A 10997-nucleotide genomic window follows, 5' to 3' on the forward strand; every position below is an offset into this window, starting at 1 on the left:
TGCGGGTCGGCGGGGGCTCCCGTACCCTCCGTCAGCTCCCCAGCTCGTCGTCGATCAGGGCGAAGATGTCCTCCGCCGTCGCCGACTCCAGGTCGCTGTCGTCGTGCTCCGCCGCCGGCGCGTCTGCGTCCCGCAGCCGGTCGAGCAGCTGCTCCAGCCTGGCGCGCGCCCCGGCCCGTTCCGCCCCGGCCAGCGCGACCAGGTCGCCCTCCATCCCGGCCAGCCGGCTGAGCAGGTCCTCGACCGGGTCGGCCTCCGGCAGCAGGCTCTCCCGCAGGTGGCGGGCGAGCGCGGCGGGGGTGGGGTGGTCGAAGACCAGGGTCGGGGGCAGCCGCAGCCCGGTGGCGGTGTTCAGCCGGTTGCGCAGCTCGACCGAGGTCAGCGAGTCGAACCCGAGGTCCTTGAACGGCCGGTCGGCCGCGACGGCGTCCGTCGAGCCGTGTCCGAGGACCACCGCGGCGTTCCCGGTGACCAGGTCCAGCAGGGCGGCGTCGCGCTGGGCGTCGGCCATCGCGGCCAGCCGCTCGGCCAGCGCCGGGCCGTCCGGGCGCCGGTTGTCGGCGGCCCGGCGGACCGGTCCGCCCACCAGCGCCCGCAGCAGCGCGGGCACCGGGTGGGCGGCGGCGCGCAGCACGCCCAGGTCGATGTCCACCGGCACCAGGTGGGAGCGGCCCACGGTGCGCGCCCGGTCGAACAGGGCGAGCGCCCGGGTGGTGGACAGCGGTGCGCTGAGGCTGCCGGCCCGGGCCTGGTCGACCTTCCCGAGGTGGCCGGTGAGCCCGCTGGCCTGCTCCCACAGGCCCCAGGCCAGCGACTGGCCGGCCCGGCCGGAGGCCGTCCGCCGGGCGGCCAGGGCGTCCAGGAAGGCGTTGGCTGCCGCGTAGTTGGCCTGCCCGCCGGAACCGAACGTGCCCGACACCGAGGAGTACAGCACGAACATCGACAGGTCCAGGTGGGCCGTCAGCTCGTGCAGGTTGAGCGCCGCGTCCACCTTCGGGCGCAGCACGCCGGACAGGCGCTCGGGCGTCAGGGCGCCGAACACCCCGTCGTCCAGCACGCCGGCCGCGTGCACCACACCCGTCAGCGGACAGGTGAGGCCCTCCAGCACCCGGGCCAGGGCCGCGCGGTCGGCCGCGTCGCAGGCGACGACCTCGGCGTGCGCGCCCGACTCGCCCAGTTCGGTGAGGAGTTCCGCAACACCCGGACCGTCCGCACCGCGACGGCTCAGCAGCGTCAGGTGACGCACCCCGTGGACGGCGGCCAGGTGCCGGGCCAGCAGCCCGCCCAGCGTCCCCGTGCCACCGGTGATCAGCACCGTGCCCTCGGGGTCCGGTTCCACCGGCAGGGTCAGCACATTCTTGCCGACGTGCCGGGCCTGGCTGACGTGCCGGAAGGCGCCGACCGCGTCCCGGACGTCCCAGGCGGTGATCGGCAGCATCCGCAGCGCACCGGCCTCGAACAGCTCGATCACCTCGTGCAGGATGCCGCCCATCCGGGCCGGTCCGGCCTCGCCCAGGTCGAAGGCCCGGTACCAGAGGCCGGCCGGCTGCCGGACGTCGGTCTTGCCCATCTCCAGGAAGCGCCCGCCCTCGGCGAGCAGCCGCAGCGAGGCGTCGGTGAACTCGCCGGCCAGCGAGTTGAGCACCAGGTCGACCCCGCGCCCGCCGGTCGCGGCGCGGAACCGCTCCTCGAAGGCGAGGTCGCGGGAGGAGGCGATGTGCGCCTCGTCCAGCCCCAGCTCCCGCAGCGTGCCCCACTTGCCGGGGCTCGCGGTGCCGTACACCTCCAGGCCGAAGTGGCGGGCGAGTTGGACGGCCGCCATGCCGACGCCGCCGGCCGCGGCGTGCACCAGCACCGACTCGCCGCGCTCGGCGTCGGCGAGGTCGCGCAGCCCGTAGTAGGCGGTGGCGAACACCAGCGGCACCGAGGCGGCCTGGGCGAAGGACCAGCCCTGCGGGACGCGGGCCAGCAGCCGCCGGTCGGTGACGGCCCGCACGGCCGCCCCTCCGGCGAAGAAGCCGAAGACCCGCTCGCCCGGGGCGAGGTCGGTCACCCCGGAGCCGACCTCCAGCACGACACCGGAGGCCTCGGAGCCCATCACGGCCGTCCGGTCCGGGTACATGCCCAGACCGATCAGCACGTCCCGGAAGTTGACGCCCGCCGAGCGCACCGCGACCCGGACCTCGTCCGCTCCCAGCGGCGCGTCGGCGTCCGGCGCGGCCACCAGGGCCACGTCCTCCAGTCCGGCGCCCCGCCCCGTGAGACCGAGCCGCCAGGCCCCCGCGGACTCCGGCGGGGCCAGCCGGGCGACGCTCGCCTCCCGGACCAGCCTCGGCACCCTGAGGTCGCCGCCGCGGACCGCGAGTTGGGGCTCCTCACCGCCCACCAGCGCGGGCCAGCCGGCCCACGGGTCGGCCGCGCCGCCCTCCGCCTCGACGTCCACCAGCACGATCCGGTCCGGGTTCTCGGTCTGCGCGGAGCGGACCAGCCCCCAGACGGCGGCGCCGGCCAGGGAGGCCTCGCCACCGGTGCCGGGCCCGGCCGGGGTCGCCCCGCGGGTGAGCACCACCAGCCGGGAGTCGGCGAACCGCTCCTCGGCCAGCCAGGCCCGCACCTCGCCGAGCACCCGGGCGGTCAGCTCGTGCACGGCCTCGGCCGCGCCGGTGTCGGCGGCGCCGTCGGGGACGGCCAGGACGGTCACCGGCGGGACGGCCGCGCCCTCGTCCAGGGCGGCGACCAGGCCCGCGACGTCGCCGTGGCGGCGGGCCGGCCCACTCGCGGGGGCCGTCTCGCCGACCACCGCCCAGGCGGCCCGGTCCGGCTCGGCCGCACCGGCCGCCGGGGGCACCGGTCGCCAGTCCACCGCGAACAGCGCGTCCGGTCCGGCATCGGCCGAGGCGCCGAGCGCCTCCGGGGACACCTCGCGCATCACCAGCGAACGCACCGTCGCCACCGGGCTTCCGGTGCCGTCGGCCAGCCGCAGCGCGACCCCGTCGGCGGCCCGGGTGATCCGGGCCCGCAGCACGGAGGCCCCCACCGCGTCCACCCGGACGCCGGTCCAGGCGAACGGCAGGGCGGTGCCCTCGACCTCGCTCCCGCCGGCGAAGCCGACGGCGTGCAGCGCCGCGTCCAGCAGCGCCGGGTGCAGGGCGAAGCCGGCCGCGTCCTCGGCCGCCCGCTCGGGCAGCGCGACCTCGGCGTAGACCGCGTCCTCGGCCCGCCAGACGGCGCGCAGGCCGCGGAAGGCCGGCCCGTAGCCGTAGCCGCCATCGGCCAGCGTCTCGTAGAAGCCGTCCAGCGGCACCGGCTCGGCGGCCTTCGGCGGCCAGGCCGTCAGCTCGAACTTCTGGGCCTGCTCGGCCTGTTCGGCCTGCTCGGCCCGCGCGGCCTCGGTCAGCAGGCCGGTGGCGTGGCAGGTCCAGGGCGTCCCGTCGCCGGTGCCGGGCCGGGCGTGGATCTCCAGCCGGCAGTCACCGTCGTCGCCGGGCGCGGACACCCGGACCTGGACCTGGACCTCGCCCCGCTCGGGGAGCGTGAGCGGGGAGCGCACCACCAGTTCGTCCAGCACCGTGCGGCCGACCTGCTCGCCGGCCCGCAGGGCCAGTTCGACCAGCGCGGTGCCGGGCACCACCGTCCGGCCCAGCACGGCGTGGTCGGCCAGCCACGGGTGGCTCGCCGTGGACAGCCGGCCGGTGAGCACCGCGCCCTCGTCCCCGGCCAGGGCCAGGACGGCGCCCAGCAGCGGGTGTCCGGCGGGCGCCTGCCCGAGCGCCGCCACGTCGCCGGCCCCGGCGACCGGCCGAGGCCAGTAGCACGCGCGCTGGAAGGCGTAGGTGGGCAGTTCCGCGCGCGGGCCGGCCGGCAGGGCCGCCGCCCAGTCGACCGGGGCACCGGCCGTCCAGATCCGGCCGAGGCCGTGCCACAGCGCGTCCACCTGGTCCCGGCCGGCCCGCTGGAGCGGGGCGAACACGGCGTCCGGGAGGGTCTGCTGGGCCAGCCCGCAGAGCACGCCGTCGGGGCCCAGCTCCAGGAAGCGGGTCACGCCGTGCTCGCCCAGCCAGGCGACGTCGTCGGCGAACCGGACCGCCGCCCGGACGTGGCGCACCCAGTAGCCCGGTTCGGTGAGCAGCCCGGGTTCGGCGATCGTCCCGGTGACGTTGGACAGCAGCGGGAGGCGCGGCTCGGCGAAGGTCAACTCCTCCAGGACGGAGGCGAATTCGGCGAGCATCGGCTCCATCAGGGCCGAGTGGAAGGCGTGCGAGACGGTCAGCCGGCGGATCCGGCGACCCTCGGCCTTCCAGCGGTCGGCGAACTCCTCGACGACCTCGACCGGGCCCGAAACCACCAGGGACGTGGGGCCGTTGACGGCGGCGACGTCCAGCCGGTCACCGATCGCCTCGCGGACCTCCGCCTCGGAGGCCTCGACCGCCAGCATCGCGCCGCCCCCGGGCAGGGCGTCCATCAGCCGGCCGCGCGCCGCGACCAGGGCGCAGGCGTCCGCCAGCGAGAACACACCCGCCACATGAGCCGCCGCCACCTCGCCGATCGAATGCCCGAGCAGGAAGTCCGGTACCACGCCCCAGGCTTCGAGCAGCCGGAACGACGCCACCTCGACGGCGAACAGCCCGGCCTGCGCCCACACCGTACGGTCCAGGTCCTCGGCGCCCTCGAAGAGCACGTCCTTGACCGGCCGGTCCACGTGCAGGTCCAGCTCGGCGCAGACCGCGTCGAAGGCGTCCGCGAAGACCGGGAAGGCCTCGTACAGGCTCCGGCCCATGCCCGCCCGCTGCGCGCCCTGCCCGGTGAACAGGAACGCCGTCCGGCCTTCGACGGCCGCGCCGGCGACCACGCCCGCGCTCGGCTCGCCGGCGGCCAGCGCCGCCAGCTCCCGGGCCTGCTCGGCCCGGTCCGCGCCGACCACCACCGCGCGGTGCTCCAGCGCCGTCCGGCCGGACAGCGCCCGGGCCACCTCGGTCCGCCCGTCCTCCGGGCGGGCCGTCAGGTGCTCGCCGAGCCGGGCGGCCTGGGCCCGCAGCGCCGCCGGGGTCTGCCCGGACAGCGGCCACGGCACCGGGCCGTGCGGCCGCTCGGCGGGCGCGGCCGGGGCCGGCTCGCCCTCCTCGATGATCACGTGGGCGTTGGTGCCGCTCATGCCGAACGAGGAGACGCCGGTCCGGCGCGGCCGTTCGGCCCGCGGCCAGGGCCGCTCCTCGGTGAGCAGCTCGACGGCACCGGTGGACCAGTCGACGTGCGGGGTGGGCTCGTCCACGTGCAGGGTCGCCGGGAGCGTGCCGTGCCGCATCGCCATGACCATCTTGATGATCCCGGCGATACCGGCGGCGGCCTGGGTGTGGCCGATGTTGGACTTGATCGAGCCCAGCCAGAGCGGCTCCCCGGCGCGGTCCTGCCCGTAGGTGGCGAGCAGGGCCTTCGCCTCGATCGGGTCGCCGAGCCGGGTGCCGGTGCCGTGCGCCTCCACCGCGTCCACCTCGGCGGCCGACAGGCCGGCGTTGGCCAGCGCCTGCCGGATCACCCGCTCCTGCGAGGGGCCGTTCGGGGCGGTCAGACCGTTCGAGGCGCCGTCCTGGTTGACGGCGCTGCCCCGCACGACGCCGAGCACCCGGTGCCCGTTGCGGCGGGCGTCGGAGAGCCGCTCCAGCAGCAGGATGCCGACGCCCTCGCCCCAGCCCGTGCCGTCCGCGCCGGCCGCGAAGGCCTTGCAGCGGCCGTCGGCGGCCAGGCCCAGCTGGCGGCTGAACTCCACGAAGGCCGACGGGGTCGCCATCACCGTGGCGCCGCCCGCGAGGGCCAGGGTGCACTCGCCGCGGCGCAGCGCCTCGGCGGCCGAGTGCAGGGCGACCAGCGAGGAGGAGCAGGCGGTGTCCACCGTCATGGCCGGGCCCTCCAGCCCGAACACGTAACTGATCCGGCCGGAGAGCACGGCGGCCGCGGTGCCGGTGCCCCGGTGCCCCTCGCTGTCGGACTGGCCGGAGAGCAGCGCCGCGTAGTCCTGGCCGTTGGTGCCGATGAACACGCCGGTGCGGCTGCCGCGCACCGCGCGGGCGTCCACCCCGGCCCGTTCGAAGGCCTCCCAGACGGTCTCCAGCAGCAGCCGCTGCTGCGGGTCCATGGCCAGCGCCTCGCGCGGGGAGATCGCGAACAGCGCCGGGTCGAAGTCGGCGACGCCGGACAGGAATCCGCCGGCCCAGGTGGCGTCCGCGCCGGCCTCGCCGGAGGGCGCCGGGAGCGCCGGCCAGCCGCGGTCGCCGGGCAGCGCGGAGACCGCGTCGACCCGGTCGGCGACCAGCCGCCAGAGCTGTTCGGGGCTCTCGACCCCGCCCGGGTAGCGGCAGCTCATCGCGACGATCGCGATCGGCTCGTCCAGGGCGGTGGCGGTGCTCTGCACGGTCTCGGCCGCCGCCGCGGTGCCGAGCAGCTCGCCGCGCAGCTGGGCGGCCAGTTCGCGCGGCGTGGGGTGGTCGAAGACCAGGGTGGCGGACAGCCGCAGCCCGGTCTCGGCCGCCAGGGCGTTGCGCAGTTCGAGCGCGGTGAGCGAGTCGAAGCCGAGGCCCTTGAACGGAGTCTCCGGCGGGATGTCCCCCGCCTCGCGGTGGCCGAGCACGGCCGCCGCCAGCCGCCGGACCAGGTCGAGCAGGATCCGCTCCTGCTCGACGGGCGGCAGCGCGGCGAGCCTCCCGGCCAGCGGGGAGACCCCCTCGGCCGGGGCGGCGGCCGGGGCTTCCAGCGCCCGGACCACCTCGGGCAGGTCCTCGATCAACGGACGGCGGCGGCTGGCCGTGAAGGCCGGGGCGAAGCGCTCCCAGCGGACGTCCGCCACCGCGACGCAGGCCTCGCCGCCGCCGACGGCCTGGGCGAGCGCCTGCACGGCGAGGGCCGGGTCGAGCAGGGCGAGCCCGCGGCGGCGCAGGAAGTCCTCCGACTCCCCCTGCACGGCCATGCCGGCCTCCGCCCACGGACCCCAGGCCACGGCCAGCGCCGGGCGGCCGGCCGCCCGGCGCTGCTCGACCAGGGCCTCCAGGGAGGCGTTGGCGGCGCCGTAGACGGCCTGGGCGCCGGAGCCCCAGGTGGCCGAGATCGAGGAGAAGACGACGAACAGCTCCAGCGGCAGGCCGGCGGTCAGCTCGTCCAGGTGCGCGGCGCCGTCGGCCTTTCCGCCGAGCACGGCGGCGATCTCCTCGACGGAGGTGTCCATCAGCGGGGTCGCCTGGCCGATGCCGGCCGCGTGCACCACGCCGGTCAGCGGGAGTTCGGCCGGGATCGCGTCGAGCACCGCCGCCAGCGCCGCCCGGTCGGCGGCGTCGCAGGCGGCGACCGTCACCCGGGTGCCGAGCCCGGTCAGCTCGGCCACCAGCGCGTCGACGCCCTCGGCCGCCGAGCCGCGCCGGCTGGTCAGCACCAGGTGGGGGGTGCCCCGGCGGGCGAGCCAGCGGGCCATCTCGGCGCCGAGCGCCCCGGTCCCGCCGGTCACCAGGACGGTGCCCGAGGGCCGCCCGAGCGGCTCGGCCCCGTCCGGGCGGGCGGCCCGCACCAGGCGCCGGACGTACGTGCCGGCGCCCCGGAGGGCCACCTGGTCCTCGGTGCCGGTCAGGACGGCGGCCAGCCGGGCGGCCGTCCTGGCGTCCTCGGCGGGCGGCAGGTCGACCAGTCCGCCCCAGCGCTCCGGCAGCTCCAGGGCGGCGGCCCGGCCGAGGCCCCAGAGCTGCGCCGCCACCGGGTCGGACGGCCCGTCGGAGCGGCCGGTCGAGACCCCGCCGCGGGTGGCCAGCCAGAGCGCGGCGCCGATGCCCGCGTCGCCGAGCGCCTGGATCAGCGCGACGGTGGCCGGGACCGGCTCGGGGTGCCGGGCCGGGCAGGCGACCACGCCGGCCGGCGTGACCGCGAGTTCGCGCAACCGGGCGGCGAGTGCGGCCCGGGTGTCGCCGGGGCCGAGCTCGACCGGGACCACCTCGGCGCCGGCGGCGGTCAGCAGCCGCTGGACGTCGGTGTCGCCCGGGGTCGCGACGACCAGCCAGGTGCCGGTGAGCGTCCCGGCGGTGGGCGCGTCGGTGAGCGGCTTCCAGCGGACCCGGTAGCGCCAGGAGTCGATGACGGCCTCGTCCTGGCTGCGGCGCCGGAAGGAGGACAGCGCGGGCAGCACGGCTCGCAGCTCCCCCGGGTCCGCGGCCACGCCGAGGGCACCGGTCAGCTCGGCCACGTCCTCGCGCTCGACGGCGGACCAGAACCCGCTCTCGGCGGCGGTCTCGGTGCCCGCCGTCCCGGCCGCGGGCGCGGCGGCGGGACGGGCCCAGTAGGACTGGTGCTGGAAGGCGTACGTGGGCAGCGCGACGTGGCCCTCGGCCCGCCCCGGGTAGGCCGCCGGCCAGTCCACGGCGGCACCCGCCGTCCAGAGCCTGCCGACGGCGGCGTGGAAGGTGCGCACGCCGTCGTGCCCGGCGCCGCGCAGCAGCGGCGCGAAGGCGCCCTCGACGCCGGCCTGTCGGACCATCCCGCACAGCACGCCGTCCGGGCCGAGCTCGGCGTACCGGGTCACGCCCCGGCGGCCCAGGGCCTCGACGCCGTCGGCGAAGCGGACGGCCTCGCGGACCTGGCGCAGCCAGTAGCCGGGGGTGGTGAGCAGGCCGGGTTCGGCGAGTTCCCCGGTCAGGTTGGAGACGACCGGGACGCGCGGCTCGGCGAAGGTCAACCCGCCCAGCACAGCGGCGAATTCGGCGAGCATCGGCTCCATCAGCGCGGAGTGGAAGGCGTGCGAGACCGTCAGCCGACGGGTCTTGCGCCCCTGGGCGGCCCACTCGGCCGCGAACTCCTCCACCACCTCGACCGGGCCCGAAACCACCACCGAGGTGGGACCGTTGACGGCCGCGATGTCGAGCCGGCCGCCGATCGCCTCGCGGACCTCGGCCTCGCCGGCCTGCACCGCCAGCATCGCGCCGCCCTCGGGCAGCGCGTCCATCAGCCGGCCGCGCGCCGCGACCAGGGCGCAGGCGTCGGCCAGCGAGAGGACGCCGGCGACGTGCGCCGCCGCCACCTCACCGATCGAGTGCCCGAGCAGCACGTCCGGGACCACGCCCCAGGACTCCAGCAGCCGGAAGGAGGCCACCTCGACGGCGAACAGCCCGGCCTGGGCCCACACCGTACGGTCCAGATCCTCCGCGCCCGCGAAGACGACGTCCTTGAGCGGCCGGTCCAGCCGCGGGTCCAGCTCCGCGCAGGCCGCGTCGAACGCCGACGCGAAGGCGGGGAAGGCCTCGTACAGCTCCCGGCCCATGCCGACCCGCTGCGAACCCTGCCCCGTGAACAGGAACGCCGTCCGACCTTCGGCCGTGTCACCGGAGACCACCAGCGCCGACGGCTCGCCGGCGGCCAGCGCCGCCAGCCCCTCGCCGAGGACGGCGGCCGTGTCGCCGAGGACCACCGCGCGGTGCTCCAGCCCCGCCCGGGTGACGGCCAGCGCGTGCCCGGCGGCCGCCAGGTCGGGCCCGGTCGCCAGGAAGTCGCGCAGCCGCCGCGCCTGTCCGCGCAGCCCGTCCGGGGTCTTCGCGGACACCGGCCAGAGCGTCGTGCCCGGGGCGCCGCCCGTCTGCGGCGCGGGCAGCGGGTCGCCCTGCTCCAGGATGACGTGGGCGTTGGTGCCGCTGATCCCGAAGGAGGACACGCCCGCACGGCGCGGACGGTCCGCCTCCGGCCACGGCCGGGCCTCCGTCAGCAGCTCCACCGCACCCGCCGACCAGTCCACATGGGGCGTCGGCTGCTCGGCGTGCAGAGTGGCGGGCAGTAGCCCGTGCCGCATCGCCTGCACCATCTTGATCACACCCGCGACGCCGGCCGCCGACTGGGTGTGCCCGATGTTCGACTTGATCGAGCCCAGCCACAGCGGCCGCTCGGACGACCGGTCCTGACCGTACGTCGCCAGCAGCGCCTGCGCCTCGATCGGGTCACCCAGCTTCGTGCCGGTGCCGTGCGCCTCCACCACGTCCACCTCGGACGGGGCGAGCCGCGCGGTGGCCAGGGCCTGCCGGATCACCCGGCGCTGCGCGGGCCCGTTCGGCGCCGTCATCCCGTTGGAGGCGCCGTCCTGGTTGATCGCACTGCCCCGCACCACCGCCAGCACCCGGTGCCCGTTGCGGCGCGCGTCCGAGAGCCGCTCCAGCAGCAGCAGTCCGACGCCCTCGCCCCAGCCGGTGCCGTCCGCGCCGGCGCCGAAGGAGCGGCAGCGCCCGTCCGAGGCCAGGCCCTGCTGGGCGCTGAAGGCGTGGAAGACCTCCGCGTTGGTCAGCACCGTCACCCCGCCGGCCAGCGCCAGCGTGCACTCACCGGCGCGCAGCGCCTGGACGGCCAGGTGCAGGGCCACCAGCGAGGAGGAGCAGGCGGTGTCCACGGTGACCGCCGGGCCCTCCAGGCCGAGCGTGTACGCCACCCGGCCGGAGAGCACGCTGGTCGCCCCGCCGGCCAGGACGTACCCCTGGTCGGCGTCGGCCGCACCGACCCCGTAGCCGGAGGAGGTCGCGCCGACGAACACCCCGGTCCGGCTGCCGCGTACGGTGTCGGGCGCGATCCCGGCCCGTTCGAAGGCCTCCCAGCCGCTCTCCAGCAGCAGCCGCTGCTGGGGGTCCATGGCGAGGGCCTCGCGCGGGGAGATCCCGAAGAACGCCGCGTCGAAGCGCTCGGCGCCGTCGAGGAAGCCGCCCTGGGCGGCGAGGTCGCTGGCCGCGGCGTCCGCGCCGAGGCCGTCCGCGTTCCAGCCGCGCTGCTCGGGGAAGGGCGCGATCGCGTCGCCGGCCCGTTCGACCAGCCGCCAGAGGTCGTCCGGCGAGGAGACGCCGCCGGGGTAGCGGCACGCCATCGACACGATCGCGACGGGTTCACTGACCGCGGCGGTCAGTTCCCGGTTTCGCGCGCGAAGCTTCTCCGTCTCCTTGAGGGAAGCTCGCAACGCTTCGACATAGTCCTGGGTAGAGGCCATCGCAAGCTCCGTACTG

The 10997-nt window shown here is 77.2% G+C and carries 1 protein-coding gene; it reads right to left on the bottom strand.

The features are described from left to right. Window positions 1-31: 31 nt before the first annotated feature. Entirely contained in the window at window positions 32-10981 is a 10950-nt protein-coding gene (locus tag ACFWP2_RS07985; RefSeq protein ID WP_380449407.1) for a type I polyketide synthase, read from the bottom strand. Window positions 10982-10997 lie beyond the last annotated feature (16 nt).

The organism is Kitasatospora sp. NPDC058444 (assembly GCF_042721415.1).
Taxonomy (GTDB): domain Bacteria; phylum Actinomycetota; class Actinomycetes; order Streptomycetales; family Streptomycetaceae; genus Kitasatospora.